This window comes from Mesorhizobium neociceri (assembly GCF_013520985.1).
Taxonomy (GTDB): Bacteria; Pseudomonadota; Alphaproteobacteria; order Rhizobiales; family Rhizobiaceae; genus Mesorhizobium; species Mesorhizobium neociceri.
Genome location: NZ_JACDTY010000010.1, coordinates 1 through 23,429, shown reverse-complemented (window position 1 = coordinate 23,429; position 23,429 = coordinate 1). Strand labels below are relative to the sequence as shown.

Sequence of the window (23,429 nt, the reverse complement as noted above, 5' to 3'; positions counted from 1 at the left end):
GCCACGCTGGCGCGCGGCGTACTGTTGAGCGGCGACCTTCCCTTCTCCCACAAGGGGAGAAGGGAAGGCGCGGTTGCTTACTCCCCCGGGCCTTTGCACGCCACGATCTGCTCCTTCGTGTACGTCGTCCACTCGGGGATCGAGATCGAGACCGGCCATTCCGGGCTGAGCGACGGATCGGCGGCGGCTTTCAGCTTGGCCTTGCCTTCGTCGGTCGCGTTGTCCCACAGCTGCGGGTCGACCAGCACGGTCTGCTGCGCCGGCTTCTTGCCGTCGAGGATCTGCAGCGCCAGCGTCACGCCCGCGCCGCCGATCGAGCCGGGGTTGGTGACGGCAGCGCCGACCAAGCCCTTGACCGAGCTCAGCTGGCCGACGAAGCCGGCATTGTCGGCGCCGACGATTGGCACCAGCGGCGCCTGCGATTCCACCAGCGCGTCGACGATGACGTTGTCGATGCCTGACGTCCAGATGCCGTTGAACGGCGTTCCCGTCGACAGGAAGGAGAGGATCTGCTGCTTGGCCTGATCCTGCTGCCAGCCGGTGAAGACCTCCTGCGCGACCTTCACGCCGGGGTTTTCGGCCAGCGCCTTCTTGAAGCCTTTGTCGCGATCAGAGTCGGCCGAAGCGCCGGCGGCGCCGCGCATGTAAAACACCTCGCCCTTGCCGCCCATCTGCTGGAACAGCCATTTGGCGCCAAGATAGGCATACTGTTCCTGGTTGTTGGAGATGATGTAGGCCGACGGTTCGGTGACCGCCTGGTCGACGGCGACGACGACGATGCCGGCCTTGGTGGCTTCTTCCAGGCCCGCCTTGATGCCGGCGGGATCGGCGGGGTTGACGACGATGGCGTCGACCTTGGCGCTGATCAGATTGCGGATGTCTTCGAGCTGGCCGGCGGCATCGGTGTTGCGGTGGGCGATGTTGAGCTTGGCCACCTCGCCGGACGCCAGCGCCTGCGCCTTCATGGCGCACACCATCTCCTCACGCCAGCCATTGCCCTGCACGGTGTTGGAAATGCCGATCGTGTATTTGCCTTCCGCCGACGAGACGCCCACCGAGGCGAGCAAGGCGACTCCGCCAAGCAGCGGAACCATGGTCAGTATTTTCTTCATGTCAGTACTCCTCCACATTGTCTTTTCAGTTTCAGGGTTTTGCTCCTGCCGGGCTGCGACAGGATCAAAACCAAGCCATTCACCTCGTCATTTGACGAAGGGTCGCAGCAGGTCGCGGGCAAGCAGGAAACCGCGCTTGACCTGATCGTCGCTGCCTTCAAATCGCCTGTCCTCATGTTCGATGATGACGGAGCCGTCATAGCCGGCGCGGTAGGGCCGGAGAAAAAGCCGCTCCAGTCGACATCGCCCAACCCCGGCATGCGCGGCACCTGCCAGCCTATCCCGGCCGAGAGGATCCCGCGCTCATAAAGTCCATCATGATCAATCATCAGGTCCTTGGCGTGGACATGCAGCATGTAGGGGCCGAATTCCCTGATGAAGCGGGCCTGGTCGATCATCTGCCAGACCAGATGCGAGGGGTCGAAATTCATGCCGACCTCGCCGCCCCAGGTCTCCAGGATGCGGCGCCAGACCTGCGGCGAATAGGCGATGTTGTGCCCGCCCGGCCACTCGTCATAGCTGAAGATCATCGGGCAGTTCTCGAAGGCAAGCTTGACGCCTTGGTCGCGCGCATAAGCGACGATTTCGGGCCACACCTCAAGCGCGTGCTGCCAGTTGACGTCGACGGTCTTGGAGGCATCGCCACCGCAGAAGGTGTTGACGACGGGAACACCCATATTGGCGGCCAGCACGATGACCTTCTTCAGATGGCCTATGACGGCGTCGCGGTGCGCAGGGTCCGGATGCAGCGGGTTCGGATAATAGCCAAGGCCGGAGACCGTCAGCTTCTTCTCGGTCAGCGACGCGACGATTTCTTTCGCCTGCGCGGACGAGGTTGAAGCGGCGTCGATATGGCTGGTGCCGGCATAGCGTCGCGTCGCGCCGGAGGTCTTCGGCCAGCAGGCGATCTCCAGCGCCTCGAAGCCGACGGAATGCGCCCAGCCGGCGACCTCGCCAAGCGGCGTCTCCGCAAACGGCGCGGTGAGCAGTCCAAGTTTCATAGTGCCTCCCTAGAGCGCTTCATCGTTTCACGCTGAACCGCTCTATCCCTTTGCTTTTGACGCAATTCCGAACGGAAAACCGTTTCACACTTTTCCTGGAATTGCTTTGGTCGTGGCTTCACGACCGCTGTCTATAATGCCGATTGTTTGGATCGCTTCAACCTCGCGACCTCATCTTGTTCGAGACTGTGGCGGACGGCCGCCATCGGGTCGTCCGAAAGCAGGTCGCCAAGTGCTGACGTGACGGCCGCACGGAATGTTTCGTCAGCGGCAAGGCCGGGATCGAATATCCCGTCTATGGCAAGAATGGCGGATGCCAGCGCGCTTGCATCATGGCCGGTCGCGTCGGCGATCGCGGCGACCTTGCCGGCATAAGGATCCGACACCGGCCAGCGTTTGCAGAAGCGGTCGGAAGCCTGGATGAGATAGGCCATCCAGCCGGCGACCGGCACAGACAGCAGCCCAATGCTCTCACCCTGGCTCAGCCGGTCGCGGATCGGGTTGAGCAGGCGTTGGACGATCTTTTGCGAACCGTCTGTGGCGATCTGGTGGTTGCGGTGGCGGATCGCGGTGTTCTTCAGCCGGGCAAGACTCTGTTCGACATAGGCGAGCGGCAGGATGCCGGATACCGGCATTAGCGTCGGTACAGTCTCTTCGACCAGCATGCGTCTGATGAAGTCCGACAGCAGCGGGTCGGCCATGGCATCCGATGTGTGCTCGAGACCAGCCAGCACGCCAAGCGTGGCGAGTGTCGTCTGGGCGCCGTTCAGCACCCGCATCTTGAGATGCTCGAACGGCGTGACATCGTCGACGAAAGTTGCGCCGACCAGATCCCAGCGTGGCATGCGGCCGGCGAACTTTTCCTCGATCACCCATTGCCGGAACGGCTCGCCGACGGCGACGGCGTCGTCGCGGTAGCCGAACCACTGCTCGACGCTGTCGAGATCGTCCTGCGTCACCGCCGGCGCTATGCGGTCGACCATGGACGAAGGGAAGGCGGTATTGGCTGCGATCCACGCGGCCAGGCCATTGCCGCGCCGTTCGGCAAAGCTGCGCACGACACTGCCGAGGATGATGCCATTGGCAGGAATGTTGTCGCAGGAGAGCAGCGTCAGTGGCCTTCCATGCGTGGCCATGCGCAGCTCCAGCGCCCGCACCAGCAGGCCAGGCACGCTGCGCGGCGTCTCCGGGTTGGCGAGGTCGTGGACGATGTCGGGATGGCCGAGATCGAGTTCGCCGCTCGACGGGATATGGCAATAGCCCTTTTCGGTCACAGTCATCGTCACCAGTTCGATGTCGGGCGACACCAGCACGCCGAGCGCCGGTGCGGCACTTTCCTGGCTGTCGACCACCCTGACGATGCTGCCGATGACGCGCGCCTCGATGTGGCTGTTTTCGCGGATCAGCCTGGTATAGAGCCCGCTCTGCCGTCCGAGCGTATCGGCAAGGCTCGGCGGGCGGATGTTGATGCCGACGATGCCCCAGCGGTCGAAGCGCAGCGAGATGAGATCGTCGGTGTATTCGGCCTGGTGGCAGCGGTGGAAAGCGCCGACGCCGAGATGCGCCATGCCGGGCGCCAGCATCGTGCGGTCGTAGGACGGTGTCTGGACCGAGGCCGGCAAGCGGTCGAGCAGCGCCGGCCCAAGCGTTTCGATGGTGCTCACCGGTTCGCCCCGATCACCGCCTGCTCCTGGTCGATCACGGCGCCGGTCATCGGGCCGGCCGCGTCGGAAAGCAGGAAGACGGCGAGGCTGGCGATATCGTTCGGCGTCAGCAGCCTGCCGAAGGGCTGCGCGGCATTGGCCTTGTCGAGCCAGCCCGGACCGTTACCCAGCGTCTCGGCCTGCATGACGCGCTCGGCCGGCGTATCGGTCCAGCCGACATTGATGCCGTTGACGCGGATGCGGTCGAAACGATGGGCGTTGGCGGCGTTCTTGGTCAGCGTCGCCAGCGTGCCCTTGCTGGCGGAATAGACGGCCAACTCCGGCGAGCCGCAATGGGCGTTGATCGACAGGATGTTGAGAATAGCGCCGCCCTGGCGGCGCTTCTTCATGTCGGCAATCGCCGCCTGCATCAGGAAGAACGGCGCGCGGGCGTTGACGGCGAACAGCGCCGCCCAGTCGTCGAGGCTGGCGTCGAGGAAAGAGGCGCGATCGGTCAGGCCGGCGGCGTTGACGAGAGCATCTATGCGGCCGAAGCGCTCGATGCAGGCCTGTGCCAGAACGGCAGGGGTTGCCGGATCGGCGAGATTGGCGGCGACGAAGATGGTCGGCGTGCCCAATTGCGACAGCTCGGCTGCCACCGCCTCGCCACGCGCCCTCTCGCGGCCGGTTACCAGAAGGCCGGCCGCACCGGAGCGCGCAAGCGTCTCGGCAATGGCGCGGCCAATGCCTTGCGTCGACCCGGTGACCAAAGCCACCTTGCCGTCCAGCCGGATCTCCATTCCTCCTCCCGGAACAAAGTTTCTATTTCTGAAGATATGGAATGGTAATTCCCGATAGTCAATTGGACCAGCGGCGGCTCATTCGCCACGCATTGCCGCGACGCCATGGACCAGCGCCATCCCCACGGCGAGCGATGCGGCCAGCGAGCGGAAGCCGGCGAAGTCGGATTCCACCACTTCCAGCCAGCTGTCAGACAGCGGGATCAGCGGGCTGAAGGTGCTGTCGGTGACGGTGACGATGCGGGCCTTGCGCTCATGCGCCACCGCGACGAGGTCGGGCGTGATCGAATTGTAGGGGCTGAAAGAGACGGCGAGCACGGCATCCCGGCCGCCGATACAGCCGATCTGGTCGAGCGCCGAGGAGCCGACATTGTCGACCAGCACATTGCGCACGCCCTGCTGCGACAGGGTCAGCGACAGATAAGCGGTGACCGGAAAGGCGCGCTTGGAGCCGATGACATAGATCAGCTCGGCGTCCGCCAGCAGTGCCACCATCTTGTCGAAACTCTTTACGTCGAAGCCGGCCTCGATGCGGCCGAGCGAGGCCTGCGACGCCCCGACCATGCCGCGCAGGAAATGCAGGTTGGGCTCGGTCTCGGTGCGCGGCTCGCCACGGCCTTCCGGCCACGATCCCTTGATGTGTTCCTTGAACAGGCCCTGAAAATCGGAAAAGCCGGAATAGCCGAAGATCTGGGCAAAGCGCACCAGCGTCGAAGGCTGTACGCCGGCCTGCGCCGCCACCTGCGCAATGGTGCCGAGCGCGACATCGCTCGGGTGCTGCCACAGGAAGATCGCCACCTGGCGCAGTCGCTTGGGGAAATGCACCGTGCCCGACGACAGCACCGCGCGCAGCTCCTCATAGGTCTGCGGCTGGATGTAGCCAAGCGCCGCGAGAGAGCGGCCGCGCTTGCGCGTCGCCGCCTCGTCGGTGCTGGATCGTCCGGATGCCTTGCTTGCCCCACTCATGATTTCAGGCTAGCGCGGTACGATCGTTTTACAATATGAAAATTGGAAATCGTGTTCGAAGTGGTGACTGATGCGAACGGTCAAAGGCAGCGCTCTACGGCGCCCCCCTCTGTCCTGCCGGACATCTCCCCACGGGTGGGCAGATTGGCAGTTTTGCCTTCGGCGCCCCTCTTGCAACGCCTGAGATTGGCGAAGGCCACAGTGGCAGCTGATCTCCCCCCTTGTGGGGGAGATGTCCGGTAGGACAGAGGGGGGCGCGACAGAACTCGACGACGACAGCAAAACAGTCTTCCTGGGAGGAAACATGGTCTACGCAACATCGGACGGATCGGCGGGCAGGCGGCTCAGGGTCGGCATGGTCGGCGGCGGACGCAATGCCTTCATCGGCGCCGTGCATCGGCTGGCCATGCGGCTTGACGACCAGATCGTTCTGGTCGCCGGCGCGCTGTCGTCCGATCCGGAAAACGCCGCCGCATCGGCCGTCGAGATCGGCATCGTGCCGGAACGCAGCTATGCCGATTACCGCGCCATGGCTAGGGCGGAAGCGGCGCGGCCGGACGGCATCGAGGCGGTCGTCATCGTCACGCCCAACCACCTGCACGCGCCGATTGCCACCGCCTTTCTTGAGGCCGGCATCGATGTGATCTGCGACAAGCCGCTGTCGACGACGCTGGCCGATGCAGAGGCGCTGGTGGCGCTGGCGCAGGCGAAAAAGCGCCGCTTCGTCGTCACGCTCAACAACACCGGTTACGCCATGGTGCGCCAGGCGCGCGAGATGGTGGCGGCGGGCGAACTCGGGCGGATCGTGTCGGTACATGGCGCCTACATCCAAGACTGGCTGACGAAGCCGATCGACGCCGAGGGCCAGAAGCAGGCGGAGTGGCGCACCGATCCGGCGCGCGCCGGGCAGTCGGCGGTGCTGGCCGATATCGGCGTGCACGCCTTCAACCTGGCAAGCTATATCTCCGGCTGCGAGGCCGAGGCGGTGTCGGCCGATCTGTTCACCGCCGTGCCGGGACGCCGGCTCGATGACAATGCGCATGTGCTGGTGCGCTGGACAGGCGGGGCGCGCGGTACGATCCTGGCCAGCCAGACCTCGCCCGGCCACTACAACGATCTCTCGGTGCGCATCTATGGCGACAAAGCCGGCCTCGAATGGTCGGGCGGCCGGCCGGAGGAACTGCGCTTTTCCATCCATGGCGAGGAAACCCGCACGCTTGTGCGCGGCGGCCCTGGTTCGACCACTGAGAGCCAGCGCGTGTCGCGCATGCCGGCGGCGCACCCCGAAGGCTATATCGAAGCCTTCGCCAATTTCTACCGCGACGCCGCGGATATCATTCGTGCACATCGCTCGGGTGGGGTGGTCGATGCAGCAAGGGCCGCGCAGGTGCCGGATGTTGTGGATGGTGCGCGTGGGGTGAAGTTTGTTGCTGCGGCGGTGGAGTCGAATGCGGCGGGTGGGGCTTGGACGGCGGCCAGGTTTGGGTGAGGTGAGTTGCTGCGGGTTGCCGCGTGCAATCGTCTACGGCGTTCCCCCACTCCGTCTCGGCTTCGCCGAGCCACCTCTCCCCCACATTCGTGGGGGATGAGGAAATCCCAAGCTTTTTGATGGAGAGGAAATCCAAGTTTTTCGAGGCCGCTATCTTGGCGATTAGCCCATTTCCTCTCCCCCATGAACATGGAGGTAGAGGTGGCTCGGCGAAGCCGAGACGGAGTGGGGGGCTGGCGCTGCCCTAAGCGGTTGCCGCAGCGAACCGATCCACTCTGAGGCCGGTAATTCCCAACCGCGCCTCCACCGCCGCAGCCATCGACAGCACCTCTTCATCCGCAAATCGCCGCCCGACGATCTGCAAGCCAACCGGCAATCCATCCGCAGCAAACCCGGCGGGCAGCGACAGCGCCGGCAATTGCGGCAGCATGTTGAAGGGACAGGTCAGGTCGAGCCCGTTGAAGCGGCCGTCGGGCAGCGTCGCGATATAGTCGTCGTCGGTCTCGCTCACCGGCGGCGCTGTGATGGCGCAGGTCGGGCACAGCAGGGCGTCGTAGCGTTCGAAAAGCCGCGCCATGTCCCGCCACATCGACGTCCGCAGCAGCTCGACCCGCTTGTAGGCGGTGGCGTTCATCGCCAAGCCACGCTCGATCATCGAGACCACCGACGGGTCCATGTGGTGGCGATGCGTGGTGAGCTCGCCACCGAAGAAGGCCGACATGAAGACGCACCAGAGATCGAACCATTCGTCGTTGACAGCGCGCGTCCAATTCATCGGCACCTCGTCGACGATGGCGCCGTCCCTACGCATCTCGGTGACAGCGCGCCGGATCACGGCTTCGACCTGCGGCTGGATCTGGTAGTAGCCGAGATCGAGCGACAGCGCGAAGCGCTTGCCTTGGAGCCCGCCCGACCGCGCTGCCGCGCTGTCAAAGCCGATCGGCAGCGAAGAGATGTCCTCGTCGCTGCCGCCGGTGGTCGCCTCCATGAAGGCTATGGCGTCACCGACGCTGCGCGCCAGCGGGCCGAAATGCGAGATGTTGTCGAAGACGCTGGGCAGGATGGTCATCGGGATACGGCCGAGGCTGGGCTTCAATCCGACGACGCCGCAGAAAGCGGCGGGGATGCGCACCGAGCCGCCCATGTCGGTGCCTTCGGCGAACGGCACCACGCCTGTCGCCACAGCCACGCCGGCGCCGCCGGAAGAGCCGCCGCTGGTGCGGTCCGGGTTCCACGGGTTGCGCGTTGAGCCCCAACGCGGGCTGTTGGTGAAACTGGAGAAAGCGAACTCCGGCGTCGTCGTCTTGCCGATCAGGATAGCGCCGGCCGCTTGCAGGCGGCGGACGCAGAGCGCTGTCTCCGTCGGCACCCAATCGCCTTTCGTCCATGAACCCAATGTCGTCAGGTCGCCGGCGGTCGGCGTCAGGTCTTTGGCCGCGAACGGCACGCCGTGCAGCGGCCCTGTTGCCTCGCCTCGCGCCACAGCACGGTCGGCAAGGCGGGCCGCTTCCAGTGCCTGCTCCTCGCGGATGACGGCAAAGGCATTGAGCGTTGCGCTGACTGCCCTGGCGCGGCGGATGGACTCGCCCACCACCGTTTCGGCGCTGAAGGTGCTGGAGCGGATGCCGTCGGCAATGGCGTTGGCGCTGAGATCCAGCGGATGGCTCATGGCGAGGTTCTCCTTGTGCTGGTCGGGCCGACCTGTGCAATCTCGCGGATGCCGCCACTACGAGACCTGTCGTTCCGATGAAACCCGCCGCCAGAGGCTCGCCTCCGTCCTTCGATGCCTGGAATGCCGGCCTCGGTGCTGCGGCATCCGCCATCGGCGCGCGCGGATTTCCTGACGCGCTGGCGGCGGCGCTGCGCCTGCTCACACCCTTCCAGATGATGAACGGTTTTCTCTATTCGCCCGCTGGCCGCGCCTTCGACCTCTACAATGAGAAGATCGTCGCCGAGCGCTCGATCATCGTCGACCGCTACCTCGCCGGCGCCTATGTGCTGGACCCGTTCTATGACGCCGTTCGCGGCGACGCAGCCGAGCGCATGATCGTCATGCGCGAGCTCGCGCCGGACGATTTCCTGCACACCGAATATTACCGGCGACACTACGCCACCACCGAGATCGGCGACGAGATCGGCTTCGTGCTCAAGCTGGAGAATAGCTTTGCCGGTGTGCTGTCGCTGTCGCGCACGGGTGCGGCGCCGCTGTTTGCCGAAGACGAGCTGGCGCGGCTGAGATCCGCCGCGCCCATCGTCTGCGCGCTCGCGGCACGGCACTGGTTTCATGTCCCTGGCCTCTCGCTCGACATCAAGGACGCGACCCCTGCGGCGCGGATCGAGCATCCGCTGCTGACCCGCCGCGAGCTCGAGATCGTCACGTTGGTCCTCAAGGGCCATTCCAACCTCTCGCTCGCCGCCGTCCTGTCGCTGTCGCCGAACACGGTCAAGGTGCATCGGCGGCAGATCTATTCGAAGCTCGCAATATCGAGCCAGGCGGAACTGTTCCGCCTGTTTCTCAATTAGCCTATTCGGCGAAATCCATTTCCGGCGGCGCGACCTGGAAGAAGCGGGTGAGGTAGGCGAGATAGGCGACGCCGACGGCCAGCCAGACTAGGCCGAGCACCTTGGCGTGCTCGTCGAGGTTCCACAGCAGGAAGAGGTCGCAGACCGCCGCCAGCGTCGGGACGATCAGCCCGATCAGCATGCCGAGTGGACGCACCTGCTGGTCGCGCTTCAGGTAGAGCGCGATCACCGAGACGTTGACGGCGGTGAAAGCGAGGAAGGCGCCGAAATTGATGAACGAGGTCGAGGTGGTGACGTCCATGGTCAGCGCCGCCAGGCCGATGGCTCCGACCAGGATCAAATTGAGGATCGGCGTGTGCCATTTCGGATGCAGATTACCGAAGAACGACGCCGGCAGCACGGTGTCGCGGCCCATGGCGTAGAGCAGCCGGCCGACACTGGCTTGTGCTGCAAGGCCGGAGGTGAACTGCGCCACGACCAGCGTCGCCAGGAAGATGGTGACGAACAGGTCGCCGCCGATCGCCTTGGCGATTTCGGTGGCGGCGGCGTCGACCGAGACGAAGTCGGCGCCCGGATGGGCAAGCTGGGTGATATAGGCCGAGGCGATGAAGATCAGGCCACCGGCGAGCGCGATGATCAGGATCGCCTTCGGCATGGTGCGGCGGGCGTCCCGGGTCTCCTCGGTCAGCGTCGACACGGCGTCGAAGCCGAGGAACGAATAAGCGGCAATGGCGGCACCCGCGACCGAAGCCGAGAACGGCACGCCTTCCCTAAAGAAGGGCGTAACGGAGACCAGACCGCCGGGGCCGTTCAGCGCCACGACATAGCGGGCGGCCAGCACCAGGAAGGCGACGAGCACGCCGAGCTGCACTAGCATCAGGATGAAGTTGATGCGGTTGGCGAACGCGATGCCGACGACGTTGATGATGGTCGTCACCGCGATGAAGCCGACGATCCACACCCAGGTCGGAACCGCGGGGAAGGCAGAAGTGAGATAGGCGGCGCCGATCAGCCAGATCACCATCGGCAGGAAGAAATAATCGAGCAGCACCGCCCAGCCGACGAGGAAGCCGATGCTCGGGCTGATCGAGCGGCGGGCATAGGTATAGGCCGAGCCGGCGACCGGATAGACGCGCGCCATGACGCCATAGCTGATGGCGGTGAGCAGGATGGCCGCGGCCGCCACGAGATAGGCCATGGCGGTGGTGCCCTGGCTTGCCGCGGCAAGCGCGCCGAAGGTGCCGAAGACGATCATCGGCGTCATGTAGGCCAGGCCGAAAAGCACGACGGACCAAAGGCCGAGCGCGCGGTCGAGTTTGACAGTGTCTTGCATTGTTCCGCCTCCGGGAAGCTTGTGTCCGATGCTTTTTCCGGAGGCTGCCAGAAGAGCAGGCGTCCCGGTCGCATTTCTCGAAGTTGAGGCGGAGCATGACTTAGCCGGCGCAGCGCGGCCATAACCCCAAGGGATTATGCGGGGGCGCTCTGTGCCGCGTCGTTGGCAGGCATCGCTGCAGCGGCTTCCCAGGCGGGCAATCAGTGCTGCGCCGGTTCCGGACTATCCCTGCGGGCGCAGTGCGTCGGGGTTGAATTCGATGTAGCGCTGCACGTCTTGCAGGGTGGTGGCTGGATCGCCACTGAACTTGGTCTGCGGGTACATCGATTGTCCGGGATGCACGGTGCGGACATAGGCGGGTCTTTTGTCGGCGATGATGGTCGGCGCGCTGCGATAGGCGTCGAAATGCGGCCCGACCTCGTAGACGGAACGGAACTTCGTCCCCGGCGCGACGATGTAGGTGAAGCCCATGGCAATCATCGGTATCTGGAACTGCCTTAGAAGCAGATTTCCGGCGTCATCGAAACCGGCGAAGTAGCCGTTGGGATGGGTGATGATGTGGCCGTGGAATGCCGGCCGCACATAGGCCGACAGGCGGCTCAGGAAATCGCGCGACAAGGCGTCGTCATCGTCGATGCGCAGATGTGCGTGCGGCTCATCAGGACCAACGTCCGGATATTCCATCGCGCCGACGGGAACCGGCACGATCCGCGCCCAGTCGCAAGGAGCAAGCGTCGCTTCGAGCGCCTTTAGATGCGACGGCGGAAGCCCTTCCGAGACGTAGACGACCAGCTCGCGGCGTCCGCGCAGCATCGGCAGATCCTGGGTGAGCAGCGACGGCAACAGGATGGTGGAGAAAAACGTCAGGCGTTGCAGCAGCCTGTCGCTGTCGAAGAGCCAGGCCAGATGGTCTTGCGGACTGAGCTTGCGCTTCACCACCCAGCCCTCCTTGCCGCCAAGGAAATGCACGCTGTAGCGGACGCTCAGCACGATCCTGGCGTCAGGATCCGGAAGCATCGGCGCATGCCGCCACAGCATCACGCTGCTGTAGAGGCCGATCCAGCGGATCCAGAGCCGGCGCCGGTAGGCATAATATCTGGCTCTCAGCTTCCAGAGCTTCACGGTTCGCCCCGTAGGCTTTGCGGCAGGGCCTCTATCGACCGCTCGCTGCCGAGTTCGAGGGCAATGCTCGAAAAGGGTAGCGCGTCATAGCGCGCCTTCCTTGCCGGATCGCCGTCGCCGCGAACGAGCCTGGCCGGGCGCGACATCAGGATCAGTTCGGTCTCGTCGGGCAGGATGTCGATCTCGCCGTCAATGGCCAGCGTGATCGGGTGGGCTCCCCTTGTCCATTTGCGATAGCGGATGCGGCAGATATGGCGCGTAGCAGTGTTGAGCTCGAATTCGATCCGTCGGCGCACCGGCGGCACGGCGAGCCGCAGTACGGCGTGGAAATGCACTGGCCCGGCGCCAAGCTTCGGCGGTATCGCGATGTGTTGCTCGACGGTCGGAGGCGAAGGGTTGCCATCGCTTGCCGCGACGCTGCGGACCGCCACGAGCCGATCCGGCGCGCGCGGCATTTCCTGGCCGGCGGCGCGTTTGCGCAGCAGCCGTGCTACGCCCTGCAGTGCCTTCGTGGCAATGCCAGCACCATCCCTCGGCCGCGCCTCAGCTGAAGCCAGCAGATAGGAAAGCGGCCGCGCCGTAGCCGCTTCCGATAGCGCAGTCATGACCTGCGTGGGGACGGGCAGTCCGGCCTCAGCACTTAGGTAGGCCAGTGCGAACAGCGCCGGGGCCTGCAACCGGCGGGATGCAGCGATCGCTGCGAAGCGCTGCCAGTCGAGGCCATGGCGCGACAGGATCGCCGCGGCGTCGACAAGCCAGTCGCTGCGCGTCTGCCCGGCAATGCCGCCATCGGCGATGGCCAGCGCAAGGCCGTCCTCCGGCGAAGGCAGCCACAAGGCGAGTTTCCCAAGCGAGGCCGGCCGTGCGCGTTCGCGCATGGCATCATCATCGCTGGCGTGACCATAGCCCGGAGGGAAGGGCCGGTTGTGGAGAAGGATATCGCTGACTTCGTCCTTGAAAAGCCTGACGCCGCGCATCGATGGCAGATGCTCGCGAACATAAAGCGGGCTGACGCTCTGGACCGGCATCCAGCCGCGACGAAGCAGACTGTCGAAGGCCGTTTGGATCTCGCCGGGATGAACCAGGGTGTCGATGTCGCGCGCAATGCGGGTGTCGGCATCGCTCGTCTCGGCAAGACGCGCGGCCTCCCTTATCAGCAGCGGCCTCACGCCGGCGTCGGCCATGGCCGACAGCGCCGGCACGATCTCGTGCAGCGCCATTTGCGAGCGGGTCCACAGCATCCGGCGCAGCCCGACCAGCCTTGGATAGGCCGCATGTCCGCTCAGGCGAGGCCCGAAACGCGTGGCGATTTCAACCAGCAGGCGATGGTCGCGGGCCGGGGCGATGTCGATGTCGTTGGCCCGCAGCCAGGCATCGGCGTGTGCGAAAGCGATGGCGTCGTCGGCATGGATCGCGGCTTTGATCAGCCGGTCGGGCCAGCCGGTCGGGAAGGCGCGGCTGGGCGCCGGAAGCAGGGTCGGCCTCACCCAGGCAGCTTTCCGGCGCGGCTGCGCAAGATCCGCTGGCGCGCAATATGGAGATAGCCCTTGTCCTTGAGCGGGTCGCGTCCGTAGGAAAGGCTCGTCGTGCTCACCCGCCGCCGAACCAGCACTTGCGCCAGCAGTTCGAGGCGAAATCCCGCCTCGCGGGCGCGCGCCAGCCAGTCGACCATGTCGCCGCGATTTCCCGGCGGATCGATGATCGGCCCGATCCGGTCGAACACATGGCGCCTGATGACCATGGTGGAGCGGAGCCAACCCGGCTGAATGCTCCCGGAAAGCGAACTCTCGCCGAAGAGTTCCAGGTTCGAAAAGACACCGTCGGTCGCCGCCTGCGCTGACAACAGCGACAGTTGTTGCTCCATCTTGTGCGGAAGCCAGACATCGTCGGCGTCGAGCGTTGCGATCAGCGCGTACCGGCTTTCGCTCATGCCGCGCGTGGTCGCCGCGCCAGGGCCTGCATTGTCCTGCCTGATGACGCGCACCAGCCTGTGTGCCTGCGAAGCGAGAGCTGCGGTCTCGTCCGTCGAGCCATCGTCGACCACCAGGATTTCCGCCGGCAGAACCGTTTGCGCGAGCACCGACGCGACCGCTTCGCCGACCGTCGCCGAAGCATTGTAGGCCGGGATGACCACGCTGTAGGGTGCGAGGCAGCCGCTCATCTCACTCGACCTCGAAGTGGACGTTTTTCAGGGCCTGCATGTTGAACAGATGCTCGGGAATGCGCGCATCAGGGTTGCCGCGCCGACGGATGATCGACCGTCGCAAGGCATGGATGAGGAACTTGATGACGGCTTGCTTGTCCCGCGTCATGTTGCCGGCGTGTTGCCGGTAATAGAGCGTGTTGGTGTCCGTCAGCCTGTAGGGCCCCCCGGTTTCAAAGGCGCGCAGCAGGAAATCCGTGTCTTCACCTTGCGGCAGGGTCTCGTCGAAGAAGCCGATCCGATCGACAAGCGACTTGCGGAAAATACCGGCACCGACATGGATGCTGCGGATGATGGCGCTGTTTGCATCCGTCGCCGGCATCAGCGTCTCGGGATCGATCCTGTCGATCATCGTCATCTGACCATAGGTGAGCCCGATCTCGGGCGCCGCATCGAATTCCGCCAGATCGGCGGCCAGCCGGCCGGCGGTCGAAACATCGTCGGAATCGAGGAAGGTGACGAAATCGCAATCCGGCGGCAGCTGCCGCAATCCGACATTGCGCGCCCTGGAGACGCCCTGGTTTTCTGTCCGCACCATCCTGATGCAAGGGTGACGCCCGGCAAGATCGCGCACGATGTCCGGCCCCTCGTCGGTCGAACCGTCATCGACGACGATGATGTCGAGATCGCAGTCGGCCTGTTGGGCAAGCAGCGAGCGAAGCGCCGCGTCGATGAAGGCAGCCCGGTTGTAGAGCGGCAGGATGACCGAGACCTTGCTCACGGCAGCGCGTCCAGAAAATCGCCGATGACCCGCGATGCATCCCCTGACTGGCTGCCAAGCGCCAGGCCGAAACAGGGCAGGGAGCGAACCAGCGCGGCGAAGCGCGCAACGCCGCTGTCGCGCTCGCCAGGCATCTGGAACAGTCCGGATGGCGCCAATGCCAGCATTGCCTTGGCCTGGGAGATCGACGTCACCCCTGTATGCTGCGTTCCGGCGACATGAGGCACCAGCAGGGCTCTTATGCTGAGCGACGGCGTCATCCGCACGCCCAAATCTTCGCTGAAGAATTCATACTTGCCCTGCCAGTTCTCTTTGCGGCCAACGCCGATGGTTTCGAGAAGGCCGAGGCGACGAAGCCCGTCGGCATTCTGCTTGAGCGTGCGGAACACCGGACGTGCGGTTGGAAATCCGTCCGTTGGCTCGAGCAGGACATAGTCGTCGCCAACGGACTGCAGCCCGTGCATCATGCCGTCGACGACGGTGCCGGACTTGCCCGATCCGCCACGACCGATGAGCAGCGCGCCCTTGCCGTTGCGGCCGAGCGTGCCGGCATGGGTGAGCCGCATGCCACGGGCGCTGTAGAACCAGTGCAGGAAAACACGCAGTGGCGAGCCGGGCTCCCATGGCGCAAAGGCTTGCGCCGACTGCATCCACAGGAGGCCGATGTTCCGGCTGAGATCGAAGATGTGCCAGGATTTGCGGTCGTGATCGAATTCGGCCCGAAACGGGCTGCCCTCCAGCGCTTTTTCAAAGCGGCGCGAGTGGAATTCTTCCGGACCCCACTGCGGCGGCGTCATCAATCCATCGACGCCGGTCGAGGTGACAAGGATGCGGCAAGCTTCACGCCGGCCGGTTTCGTTGCCGTTCTGCCAGAGACGCTCGCTGGCCAGCGCCACATAGCCGGGATCTTGCGAGTAGAGCGAAACGTCGACACCGTGCAACGAAAGCCTCGCGGCCGGCGCTATCCGCCGCATGACCTTTTCCGCCTGCTCGATGGCCGAGGCGGCGAACGGCAGCAGATTGCGCAGCGTGATGCCGTCATCGATGGTCGGGGCGGGCGCAGCCAGCGTCATGGGCCGGACCTACGCCTCTTTCTTAATGGGCCAGCCGGCGGCTTCATCGGTGTCGTGGATCGGGTCGGCGGTGATGAGATCGGCGATATCGTCGAACACTTCGAGCAGCATGGGATCTGACGCTTCATGCGCCGCCCTGATCCAGTCCGCGGCCAATGGCTGGGCGGATGCTTCGAGGTCGGGGATGACAATTGCATAGCCGGCGATCTGCGCGGCGAAGGCGCCTATCTCGTCTCGCATGGCCGGCCGGGCGGCGGCCAGCGTCTCGATCATCTCGGCAAAGTCGAAGCCCCTGACGAGACCATCGAGCAAGGTGCTGCCTGAACGGGAGACTGAGAAATAGTGCCCTGTCGCCAGATTGAGGACGACATATTCGCCGTCGAAGTTCTCGCACGAAACATCCGTGCCGAGTTTGTACCGCCCGGATAAATTCAGAACCAACCCCTGTCACGCCCGCACCGCCTATCCCCGGGGTGCCGGGCCAAGAATAGACAAATTTCCCGAAAAACCAAGGACCATGAGCCGACACTAATGATCAAGGTGGCACAGAATGGTGCCCGACCTGTGCAAAACTGCCAATTCGGACCACCGAAAAGGCCACTACCCGCTCAGCGCCGCTTTGGGCGACCGCCGGGAGATTTGTTGCCGCGCGGGCCGCTCTGAACCGGCGTATTGCCCTGGTTTTCCTCGGACAGTTTGCGCCAGCGGGCCAGGCGCTCGGGATCGAGCGTGCCGGCCTTCAAGGCCGCCTGCACCGCGCAGCCCGGCTCGTGAACGTGGGTGCAGTCGCGGAACTTGCACAGCGGTGCCAGTTCGGTGATTTCGGCAAACAGCGTGTCGATGCCGGAAGCGACGTCGCTGACATGCAGTGTGCGCATGCCCGGCGTGTCGATCACCCAACCGCCGCCGGCAATGGCGTGCAGCGATCGCGCCGTGGTGGTGTGGCGGCCCTTGGCATCGTGCTCCCTGATGCCCGCGGTCTGTTGCGGCGCTTGCTGCGCCGAGCCGGCCAGCGTGTTGACCAGCGTCGATTTGCCGACGCCGGAGGAGCCGACCAGCGCCACCGTCTGCCCCGTGCCGCACCAGGCGGCAAGCGCGGTTGCGGCGTCGGCGACGCGCGGGTTCAGCATCACCACGGCCAGCCCACGCTGCAGGGCGGCAGCCTGGCGTTGATACGCCTCGGCGTCGTCAGCGGTGTCGGCCTTGGTCAGCAGGATGACCGGCGTCGTTCCGGCCTCGTTGGCCAGCGCCAGATAGCGCTCGAGCCGGGCGATGTTGAAATCGGCATTGCAGGAGGTGACGATGAACAGCGTGTCGACATTGGCCGCGGCCAGCTGCGGGACCCTGCCGCCCTGGGTGCGGCGCTCCAGCACCGTCTTGCGGGTCAGGCGGCGGCGCAGCAGATGCGTGTGCGGCTCGACGAGTACCCAGTCGCCGACGGCATAGTCGCCGGTGTTTGCATTCGCCGGCAGCGCCAGATTCGCCGGCCCTGTCTGGGACAGGCCGGTCAACCGGTCTCGGTGCACCGAAGCGATGCGCGTCGGGATAAGATCTGCCTCATCGGGTTCAAGCTGATCGCCGAAAAACTCCGTCCAGCCGAGGCTTGCGAGGGTGGTCGTCACAGCTTTGACCAAGGCGTCACAGACATCGGAAGTATCCTTGGCACACGGCTGCGGCAACAGCCTTTCGAAGCAGGGCGATGATCCGAGCCGTTCTATGGGCGGCATGGCGGTGTTTGGCAAGCCGGGCCATCAAACCTTGGGAGGCCAGGCATTCGCCAGGCCTCCCAAGTTGTTGTCGATCGTCGTCGGCGTTTTCCGCCAGGCTACAGTTTCAAGTACACGCAGGCTTGGCGCTGTTGCACGCGTCGATCCGGTAGCCTTGAGGGGGCGCCCTTGGCTGCGCAAGCCGGTTGCGGAAAGACCTCAGGGAGGTGGCGTCGTGAGGGCCTCGCCATCGCAACAACAAACCGAACGCAAGATCGACTACATTCCAACCTCAAATACGCCGCAAGCAAATTTCACTTTCTTGTCTTCGATGCCAAAGACTCTTCTAAAAATAGGTGCTACAACAGCTTGGGCTTGGAAGTAGGTGCTCGCGGAGATGGCGAGCGCCTAAGAAATATCATGATCTTGTAAGTACGGCTGGTGGGTGGGACTGCCGACGTGACGATTCTTCAAAGTCTTCGTGAGCAAATCGACAAGGCGCGCCGTCGCGCGCCTCCCAACCTCGCTACACTTGCCGCTTCAAGCATGGATCTGCCGCCATCCGTGATGGCGCCCAGAAAACAACTCGACGACCGCCTTAAGTTTCTGGCCGATACGCTGGGCGATCGGCGCGAGGCAAAAGTCGAATACGAACGCATTGTCGAAGGCAACGAACTCCAGCCGATCAACTATCTTCAGCATGGGACGGTAGCAGGCCGTTCGGTCTGCCGCATCGCCTTCAAGGTAGACAACCAATCTGCCTTTGCCACCGGATTTCTGATCGCGCCCGGCGTGCTCATAACCAACAACCATGTCTTCCCGGCTGCGGCGGCCGCCCGCGATGCCCGTGCCGAGTTCGACATAGAACTCGACATTTTCGACAATCCCAAGCAGCCGGTTTCATTCCGGCTGCAACCCGATCGCCTGTTCATGACATCGTCCGGGCTCGACTATTCCGTCGTGTCTGTCGAGGATCGCAGCGAGGACGGCGTCGCGCTGACGTCGTTTGGCTACCTGCCGCTAGTCGGCACCGTCGGCAAGGTCGCGGATGGCGAATGGCTCACCATCATCCAGCATCCCGGGGGCCAGAAAAAACAGGTGTGCGTGCGCGAAAACAAGCTGCTCACGCGTACGGACGACGTGCTTTGGTACTCGACGGACACGCTGGGCGGGTCGTCCGGCTCGCCGGTTTTCAACAACAGCTGGGACGTTGTGGCACTGCACCACAAGGGCGTGCCGCTGATGAAAAACGGTGTCATGCAAACCATCGACGATCGCGATTTCGATCCCGGCCGCGACAAGGAAGAGGCGATCAAATGGATCGCCAATGAAGGTATCCGGGTCTCGAGGCTTGTTGCTGACCTGAAGAGTGCCGCACCGGATCAGCCGCTATTCGAGCCGATTTTCAACATGGATCCTGATCGCGCCAGGGCGGTCATCGCCGGGTTCGCACGCACCTATTTTGCAACAGCTGTCGACTCTGGACCGGGCAGCAAAGCCACTCCACCGATCGTCCTATCGCCTCCGTCCGCAAGGGAAAGCAAAACCATGGCCAACCGCAGCATCAACCTGACGTTCGACATCGACGATGACGGCAGCCTGTCGCTGCGCCAGCCCGGCGCGCGATCAGCGGAATCGTTTGTCGAGGCGACATCCGCGGCCAGTGCGGATGAGGCTGACACGGGCTCGCGCCCCGCCGACTATGATGTGCCGTTCGATCCTGATTACAGCTCAACGGGCAGAAGAAACGGCTATGATCCGACCTTTCTCGGCGGCAAGGGCCACCACGTGCCGTTGCCGACTTTAGGCGCCTTGCAGCGTGAGGCGACACCGCTCCTTGATCACCCCAAGGAGTACGTGCTGAACTATTTCGGCTACAGCCTGGTGATGCACGCCGAACGCAAACTCGCTATCTACACTGCGGCAAATATCGACGGCAGCCATCGCCACAAACTGGGGCGACCGCATGACCAATGGCGGTTTGACCCTCGTATAGCGCGTTCCTCGCAAATCGCCGGTTACTATTATGAACACAACAAGTTCGATAGGGGCCATCTGACCCGCTACGAGGATATGCAATACGGGGCCGATCCCAGCGCTGCGCTTGAATGCGCCGCCGATACGCTCCACTGGCCAAACTGTGCGCCGCAGCATGCTAGGTTCAACCAGAACAGGCAATTGTGGGCAGGTCTGGAAATGCACGTCCTGGAAGGGGCGATCAAGGCTAATGCGTTCAAGGCGCAGGTTTTCACCGGCCCCGTCCTCGACGACGGCGATCCCGTCTGGAAGCGTTACAAGGATATCAAATATCCCCTGCGGTTCTGGAAAATCGCAACAGCGCTGACATCAGACAACAAGCTTTTCGCTGCCGCCTTTCTCCTCGACCAAAGCGAAGTCATCGAAAAGTATGGAATCGAGGCGACAGTCGAAGTGCCGTTCACGGCGTTCAAGACCTTTCAGGTTCCGATCGCAGAAATCGAACGGTTGACGGGTCTTGCGTTTACCGCCGGCGCGGGTGGCACCCAAAGCCTGAGCAAATTCGATCCGCTTGCGTCGGCATCAGCAACACGTCGCGAGGCCATTGCGCGCGTGCGCGTCTCCACGGCCGAGTCAACAAGGGCCGAGGCCAAGGCGCCACCTGGATACGTAATGCTCGCAAACGAGGCCGACATCGTTCGCGAGTAGCGCAATGGAGGGATCGAAGAAGAATACTCCTGCCGACGAGTTCGCCATGGACACCAGCAAGAAGGTCAGCCTCGGGCCGGCACACCCAATCGCCTTCGATTTCGAAGGCGCCAAAAAGATTGACGCCGTCATTGGCAACCTTTCCGGCGTCGTGGTCGATGGCGCGGTCGCCTGGACCATCTCCGACGAGGGACGAACCTTCGAACGTCACGAGCGGACGGCGACCGGGTTCAAACTCAGCAAGCAGTATGACCTCGTCGATTTCTTTCCGGATCTGCCGGGCGGCAAGGAGGCCGATCTTGAATCGCTCGCCGTTTCGGGCAAGCGGCTCTGGCTGTGCGGCTCACATTGCCGGGTCAGGGTTGAGCCCGATGCATCAGGCGCGATGAGTTCGGATGTGCGCGCTCGCCGAAGCCGGCATCTGCTCGGCTCGATCGGTCTCGATGCCACACGCCTGCCTGTCCGCCGCTCGGCAGTGGCGTTGCCCTTTTCGGGCGCGGGAAGCCTGCGCAGCAAGCTGCGTCCCGACCCTTTCCTGTCGATTTTCCTGGAATTGCCGAGCAAGGAGAATGGGCTGGACATAGAAGGTCTGGCTGTCTTGCCGAAGCGCATTCTATTGGGACTGCGCGGTCCGGTCGTCGACAGCCATGCCATCGTCCTGTCACTGCCGCGTGATAAGAAGCTACCGACTGCGAGTGGCGAACCCTATCGCCATCTGCTCGACCTTGGCGGTCTCGGCGTCCGCGATCTTGCCTATGGCGCGGAGGGGGTCCTGGTGCTTGCCGGTCCGGTCACAAGAGCCGACGGGCCGTTCCGCATCTGTCGCTGGCACCCGTCGAGATCACGCCAGCCGGAGACGGCGGAGTTGCTTCACGAATGGCCGCTCGACCGCGATCATCCGGAAGGCATCTGCCCGTTCAAGCTGGACGGAACGCCCGGCCTTCTTATCGTCTATGACGGTGCGGAGGGCAGGCGGTCCGGCACGACGGTGACGGGCGACTGGTTTGCCCTGCCGGGAGCGTGAGCAAAGTCATAGACGGAAATTGAACAAGCGCCGTTTGATCTCGGGCAGAACCGCCAACCAATTCTCGTATTCTTCAGCAGTCAACTTCGGCCATTGGGAGCAGCCATGCGTGTCACGAAGGGCAATGATCATCTCAAGGTGAAGGCGGTCGCCGGCACGCGTGTCGTGCTGCTGGCGCTGGATATGGACGAAGCGTCCCGCGAGGGCTTGCTCGGCTTCGCGGTCAAACGCGGGGTCAAGGGACACGAGCAGACCTGGCTGAGAGGCACCAAGTATTTCAGGGATCTGGTGCCGCATCCCGACCCCAAGGACGACTATTCGTCGCGCGACCAACCGTTCCAGACGTTCCTGTGGTCCGACTACAAGGCATTCGCGGATACGAACTATGATTTCACCATCGTCGCGCTCTATGGCGATATTCATGCGTTCGAAGAGCGCCACAAGCTCGAATTCTCGATCCGCACCGAGGCGGAGGACGATCAGCATCATGGCGTCTGGTTCAACCGCGGCGCCATCGCCAGCCACGCTTTCGAGACAAAATTTCACAACAAGCGGCTGACCGACGAGATGACGGACAACGTCAGCGATGATGGCAAGCTGCTCGATCCGGAAACCGAGTGGCTGTCGCGCGGTCTTGCCGAAGCCTGCCTGAAATACATCAACGAAACCGGCCCCGGCGAGGGGCTTCGGGTCTGCGCTTACGAGTTCACCTATCTGCCGATCCTGCGGGCGCTGAAACGCGCGCTCGATCGCGGCGTCGATGTCCAGATTGTCTATCACGACACCAAGAAGGACGATGACCCCAACCGCGCGGCGATCGGCAAGGCCGAGCTTCCGGACAAGGTGATGCGGGACGGTGCGGAAACGCAAATCCTGTTCCGGCGCACGCGCACGCCGATTCCGCACAACAAGTTCATCGTCAAGCTCGTCGGCGGCGAGCCGAAAAGGGTCTGGACCGGATCGACCAATTTCACCGACACCGGCTTTTTCGGGCAGACCAATGTCGGCCATCTGGTGACCGACTCCGATACGGCGAAGACCTATCTTGCCTACTGGACGGAATTGTCCGGCGATCCGACGCACAGCATTGCGGTCACGAACGCGACCAAGCTGACGCCCAATCCTCCCAACGTCATTGCAAAAAAGTCGATCGCGGCATTCTTCTCGCCACGCGTCGCCGACAATATGCTCGACTGGTACGGCCAGCGGATCACCGACACCACGACGCTGGCGATGATGACCATCCCGTTCAATGTGGCCAGCACCATTCTCGCTGCCCTTGGCAAGAAGGCGGATGCGATGCGGCTGATCGTGCTCGAGGATGTGCCGACTGCCGAGGTCGCTGCCGCCGAAAAGGCCAATCGCGGCAAGCTCGCCTTCTCCAACGGCGCGATCCTGGGAAAATCCTTCATCAAGTACAAGGTGGGTGGCGCCAAGGTGGTGCCGATCGCCAATTCCGATCTCGACGAGTGGTTCGTCGAGGAAGAGCTGGCGCGGCCCACCAACAATGGCCACGTCTTTTTCATCCATTCCAAGGTGCTGCTGATCGACCCGTTGTCCGACGATCCGCTGATCTGCTCGGGATCGGCGAATTTCTCCACCAACTCGCTGACCTCCAACGACGAGAACATGCTGCTGATCCGCGGCAACACGCGGGTCGCCGACATCTACATGACCGAAGTCGACCGCATTTTCCGGCACTTCCGCTCGCGCGACATCATCAACCACAATGCCGAGGCGGGCGAGCAGAGCAAATGGCTGGAGCTCGACACGACCGGCAAATGGATCGGCCCGAATTTCAAGGCGAGCAATTACAAGAACAACCGCCGGCTGCTGTTCTTCCCCGAGGCGGACGTCGGGACGTGGAGCGATTCTGCTGCCACCGATCCGGATCCGTTTGCGGATGAAAAGGAACGCGCCGCGGCCAAGAAAGAGAAGAAACCGCCGCAGGGGTGATCGGGGTTGGCGCTCGCCTGGGCGCGCTGTCTTCCTTGCGAGGGAGAGGGGATGGCCGGCGCCACAGGGGGC

General features: G+C 63.8%; 20 protein-coding genes. 6 read left to right on the top strand and 14 right to left on the bottom strand.

What is annotated here, in order from left to right; all coding sequences use genetic code 11:
• Nucleotides 1–77 precede the first annotated feature (77 nt).
• The 5 genes from H0241_RS20050 to H0241_RS20030 form a co-directional block, all read right to left on the bottom strand.
• A complete protein-coding gene (locus tag H0241_RS20050) occupies nt 78–1,112 on the bottom strand; it encodes an ABC transporter substrate-binding protein (RefSeq protein WP_181059399.1) in 1,035 nt (344 codons plus the stop codon).
• Nucleotides 1,109–2,113 carry a sugar phosphate isomerase/epimerase family protein gene (locus H0241_RS20045; protein WP_235984381.1) on the bottom strand — a complete coding sequence of 335 codons (1,005 nt, stop codon included), beginning with the start codon at nt 2,111–2,113 and terminating at the stop codon, nt 1,109–1,111. Before H0241_RS20045 ends, H0241_RS20050 begins: the two co-directional genes overlap by 4 nt.
• A gap of 131 nt (nt 2,114–2,244) precedes the next feature.
• Entirely contained in the window at nt 2,245–3,777 is a 1,533-nt protein-coding gene (locus tag H0241_RS20040; RefSeq protein WP_328824768.1) for a mannitol dehydrogenase family protein, read from the bottom strand.
• Entirely contained in the window at nt 3,774–4,556 is a 783-nt protein-coding gene (locus H0241_RS20035; RefSeq protein WP_181059397.1) for an SDR family oxidoreductase, read from the bottom strand. Before H0241_RS20035 ends, H0241_RS20040 begins: the two co-directional genes overlap by 4 nt.
• A gap of 78 nt (nt 4,557–4,634) precedes the next feature.
• Nucleotides 4,635–5,522 (bottom strand): MurR/RpiR family transcriptional regulator, encoded by an 888-nt coding sequence (locus H0241_RS20030; protein ID WP_181059395.1) that lies wholly within the window; start codon nt 5,520–5,522, stop codon nt 4,635–4,637.
• Between the two features lie 304 nt (nt 5,523–5,826).
• Here H0241_RS20030 and H0241_RS20025 point away from each other — a divergent pair, with 304 nt between their 5' ends.
• Nucleotides 5,827–7,011, top strand: coding sequence for a Gfo/Idh/MocA family protein (locus H0241_RS20025; RefSeq protein WP_181059392.1), 1,185 nt, complete (start codon nt 5,827–5,829; stop codon nt 7,009–7,011).
• A 244-nt stretch (nt 7,012–7,255) separates the two neighbouring features.
• On the opposite strand, the gene H0241_RS20020 is transcribed toward H0241_RS20025, so the two are convergent.
• Nucleotides 7,256–8,680, bottom strand: a complete 1,425-nt coding sequence (locus H0241_RS20020) for an amidase (protein ID WP_181059390.1) — start codon at nt 8,678–8,680, stop codon at nt 7,256–7,258.
• Nucleotides 8,681–8,757: 77 nt separating this feature from the next.
• Here H0241_RS20020 and H0241_RS20015 point away from each other — a divergent pair, with 77 nt between their 5' ends.
• Nucleotides 8,758–9,534: a helix-turn-helix transcriptional regulator gene (locus tag H0241_RS20015; protein ID WP_181059388.1), complete on the top strand. Its 777-nt coding sequence runs from the start codon at nt 8,758–8,760 to the stop codon at nt 9,532–9,534.
• Nucleotide 9,535: 1 nt separating this feature from the next.
• Here the strand turns inward: H0241_RS20015 and H0241_RS20010 are convergent, their stop codons facing one another.
• The 8 genes from H0241_RS20010 to rsgA form a co-directional block, all read right to left on the bottom strand.
• Nucleotides 9,536–10,867 (bottom strand): APC family permease, encoded by a 1,332-nt coding sequence (locus H0241_RS20010; protein WP_181059386.1) that lies wholly within the window; start codon nt 10,865–10,867, stop codon nt 9,536–9,538.
• A 222-nt stretch (nt 10,868–11,089) separates the two neighbouring features.
• Entirely contained in the window at nt 11,090–11,989 is a 900-nt protein-coding gene (locus tag H0241_RS20005; protein ID WP_181059385.1) for a glycosyltransferase, read from the bottom strand.
• Nucleotides 11,986–13,476 carry a nucleotidyltransferase family protein gene (locus H0241_RS20000; protein ID WP_181059383.1) on the bottom strand — a complete coding sequence of 497 codons (1,491 nt, stop codon included), beginning with the start codon at nt 13,474–13,476 and terminating at the stop codon, nt 11,986–11,988. The genes H0241_RS20005 and H0241_RS20000 overlap by 4 nt, the downstream gene beginning before the upstream one ends.
• Nucleotides 13,473–14,150: a glycosyltransferase family 2 protein gene (locus H0241_RS19995; RefSeq protein WP_181059381.1), complete on the bottom strand. Its 678-nt coding sequence runs from the start codon at nt 14,148–14,150 to the stop codon at nt 13,473–13,475. The genes H0241_RS20000 and H0241_RS19995 overlap by 4 nt, the downstream gene beginning before the upstream one ends.
• Before the next feature lies 1 nt (nt 14,151).
• Nucleotides 14,152–14,913, bottom strand: a complete 762-nt coding sequence (locus tag H0241_RS19990; RefSeq protein ID WP_181059379.1) for a glycosyltransferase family 2 protein — start codon at nt 14,911–14,913, stop codon at nt 14,152–14,154.
• On the bottom strand, nt 14,910–15,986 hold the full coding sequence (locus H0241_RS19985) for a phosphoenolpyruvate carboxykinase (ATP) (protein ID WP_181059377.1): 1,077 nt from the start codon (nt 15,984–15,986) through the stop codon (nt 14,910–14,912). Before H0241_RS19985 ends, H0241_RS19990 begins: the two co-directional genes overlap by 4 nt.
• Nucleotides 15,987–15,995: 9 nt before the next feature.
• Nucleotides 15,996–16,427, bottom strand: a complete 432-nt coding sequence (locus H0241_RS19980; protein WP_181059375.1) for a hypothetical protein — start codon at nt 16,425–16,427, stop codon at nt 15,996–15,998.
• A gap of 167 nt (nt 16,428–16,594) precedes the next feature.
• Complete coding sequence (gene rsgA, locus H0241_RS19975; protein WP_235984380.1) at nt 16,595–17,620, bottom strand: ribosome small subunit-dependent GTPase A; 1,026 nt, start codon at nt 17,618–17,620, stop codon at nt 16,595–16,597.
• 25 nt (nt 17,621–17,645) lie between these two features.
• Here rsgA and H0241_RS19970 point away from each other — a divergent pair, with 25 nt between their 5' ends.
• The 4 genes from H0241_RS19970 to H0241_RS19955 all read left to right on the top strand — a co-directional run bounded on the left by H0241_RS19970 (nt 17,646) and on the right by H0241_RS19955 (nt 23,357).
• On the top strand, nt 17,646–18,077 hold the full coding sequence (locus H0241_RS19970) for a hypothetical protein (RefSeq protein WP_181059783.1): 432 nt from the start codon (nt 17,646–17,648) through the stop codon (nt 18,075–18,077).
• A 74-nt stretch (nt 18,078–18,151) separates the two neighbouring features.
• On the top strand, nt 18,152–20,377 hold the full coding sequence (locus H0241_RS19965) for a DNA/RNA non-specific endonuclease (RefSeq protein ID WP_181059371.1): 2,226 nt from the start codon (nt 18,152–18,154) through the stop codon (nt 20,375–20,377).
• Between the two features lie 46 nt (nt 20,378–20,423).
• On the top strand, nt 20,424–21,401 hold the full coding sequence (locus tag H0241_RS19960) for a DUF3616 domain-containing protein (RefSeq protein WP_181059369.1): 978 nt from the start codon (nt 20,424–20,426) through the stop codon (nt 21,399–21,401).
• A 105-nt stretch (nt 21,402–21,506) separates the two neighbouring features.
• Nucleotides 21,507–23,357, top strand: a complete 1,851-nt coding sequence (locus H0241_RS19955; protein ID WP_181059367.1) for a phospholipase D-like domain-containing protein — start codon at nt 21,507–21,509, stop codon at nt 23,355–23,357.
• Nucleotides 23,358–23,429: the final 72 nt, after the last annotated feature.

What these genes read in the sequence shown, in the direction of transcription:
- H0241_RS20050 (WP_181059399.1), bottom strand. Translation starts at nt 1,112, where the DNA reads ATGAAGAAAATACTGACCATGGTTCCGCTGCTTGGCGGAGTCGCCTTG.
- H0241_RS20045 (WP_235984381.1), bottom strand. Translation starts at nt 2,113, where the DNA reads ATGAAACTTGGACTGCTCACCGCGCCGTTTGCGGAGACGCCGCTTGGC.
- H0241_RS20035 (WP_181059397.1), bottom strand. Translation starts at nt 4,556, where the DNA reads ATGGAGATCCGGCTGGACGGCAAGGTGGCTTTGGTCACCGGGTCGACG.
- H0241_RS20030 (WP_181059395.1), bottom strand. Translation starts at nt 5,522, where the DNA reads ATGAGTGGGGCAAGCAAGGCATCCGGACGATCCAGCACCGACGAGGCG.
- H0241_RS20025 (WP_181059392.1), top strand. Translation starts at nt 5,827, where the DNA reads ATGGTCTACGCAACATCGGACGGATCGGCGGGCAGGCGGCTCAGGGTC.
- H0241_RS20020 (WP_181059390.1), bottom strand. Translation starts at nt 8,680, where the DNA reads ATGAGCCATCCGCTGGATCTCAGCGCCAACGCCATTGCCGACGGCATC.
- H0241_RS20015 (WP_181059388.1), top strand. Translation starts at nt 8,758, where the DNA reads ATGAAACCCGCCGCCAGAGGCTCGCCTCCGTCCTTCGATGCCTGGAAT.
- H0241_RS20010 (WP_181059386.1), bottom strand. Translation starts at nt 10,867, where the DNA reads ATGCAAGACACTGTCAAACTCGACCGCGCGCTCGGCCTTTGGTCCGTC.
- H0241_RS19995 (WP_181059381.1), bottom strand. Translation starts at nt 14,150, where the DNA reads ATGAGCGGCTGCCTCGCACCCTACAGCGTGGTCATCCCGGCCTACAAT.
- H0241_RS19985 (WP_181059377.1), bottom strand. Translation starts at nt 15,986, where the DNA reads ATGACGCTGGCTGCGCCCGCCCCGACCATCGATGACGGCATCACGCTG.
- H0241_RS19960 (WP_181059369.1), top strand. Translation starts at nt 20,424, where the DNA reads ATGGACACCAGCAAGAAGGTCAGCCTCGGGCCGGCACACCCAATCGCC.
- H0241_RS19955 (WP_181059367.1), top strand. Translation starts at nt 21,507, where the DNA reads ATGCGTGTCACGAAGGGCAATGATCATCTCAAGGTGAAGGCGGTCGCC.